Annotated in this window: 1 protein-coding gene; it reads right to left on the minus strand. The window is 29.2% G+C overall.

Annotated elements, in window-relative coordinates:
- A partial coding sequence (locus tag EG57_RS0223385) for a transposase (RefSeq protein WP_032079502.1) occupies nucleotides 1-1,352 on the minus strand: 1,352 nt, incomplete at its 3' end.
- Nucleotides 1,353-1,464 lie beyond the last annotated feature (112 nt).

A 1,464-nucleotide genomic window follows, 5' to 3' on the forward strand; every position in this document is an offset into this window, starting at 1 on the left:
TTTACTGTTCTTGGGTGTTCAATGCATGGATTGCATTTTAAAGAAGCTATAGATCTCTCAATACATGCACGAATAGGATATGTTTCATCCCATTCTGAAGAATTTCTTTGAACACCAGGATAAAGCCTAAAGTCTTTATCGGGATAGACATATGTCATACGACCACTTTTATTATTAGTACATGGGTTTTCACATGTGTGATAGCATTTACCTTGTTTATCTCTACGAGATTTTGGACATGTAAATTTAAATCTTAAGCTTCTGTTTTTACCTTTACAAGGACCTTCTGATTTAAAGGGTTCTTTAGTTAAAGGGCAAAGAGGAATACCTTCAACATCATACTCTAAATCTCCAATTTTATTATTAGATTGATTTCGAGTGTTAAGAGGAATAAAGACTTTTTTAAATTCTAAGTGTTTAAGTAAACCAAAGTTATCATAACTATCGAATTCTGAATCACCAAGAAAAGTTTTAAATCTAAAACTAGAGTTAGTTTTTAGAGTTTGCAAAAAGGGCATAATAACTGGTTTCAATGAGGCATTATCATAGAAATATTTTTGTTCTTCTGGTGTATCAAATTCTTTTTTATCGATGGATTTATAAAAATCTTCATCAAAGAATTTTATACTTAAAGGAACGCCCCAACCATTAGTTAAAAGACCAAATTTGTAGAAGTAACCGAAATGTCCATTAACAAAATCTAATTTTATATTGGGATTAGCTTGTGCAAATTTAGGCATATTCTTATATGCGGCAGCATAAGGATTGAAATTTTGTTTATTTGTAGCTTTAGCATAAGATTTTTGTCTATTGACTTCAGATACAAGTGTTTTAGGATTATTTTCTTTAACTTTTGGTTTTAAGCCTGAAGTATCATATATAAGCTTAGAATTAAGGTTTTTCTCAGGTGAATTATCTGGAAGATTATTATTAATATCTTCACAGATATCAATGACTTTAAGAACCATTGAGTCAAATAAATTACCAAGATCACTTTCAAACGTAGTTTTAAATCTACTGAAAAATGATTCATCAGGTATTGATTTGTAAAAGCCACAGAATTCCCTTATTTCAGTAGAAAAAATAAGAAAAACGGTTAATAAAACAGTAGTAGGTATATGAAATATTTGCATGATTAGTAGAGCTGATAATACAGAAGAAAGTTCATATTTTCTATCTTTTCCTAAATCAGAATAATAGTGTTCTTTAAATGAATTAGGAATAAAGATATTAATGTCAAAATTATTAGCAAGTAAATCAATGAACCCTACGGGTTGTTTAGTAGTCATGTGTTTTAATTCAGATATCTGTTCAAAAATATTTAGTTGTTTAATTTTATTAAGACAAAACATGTTTGTTCTCCTCCCTATGTTTTATTATTTTGTGTGGTAACATTTATTATTTCATAGTGGAGGAAAATATAAAAGCCTAACGGCTAAAAAGTTAGGCGAATCAACGCTTGCG

The sequence above is a fragment of the Clostridium drakei genome (assembly GCF_000633595.2).
GTDB lineage: Bacteria > Bacillota > Clostridia > Clostridiales > Clostridiaceae > Clostridium_AM > Clostridium_AM drakei.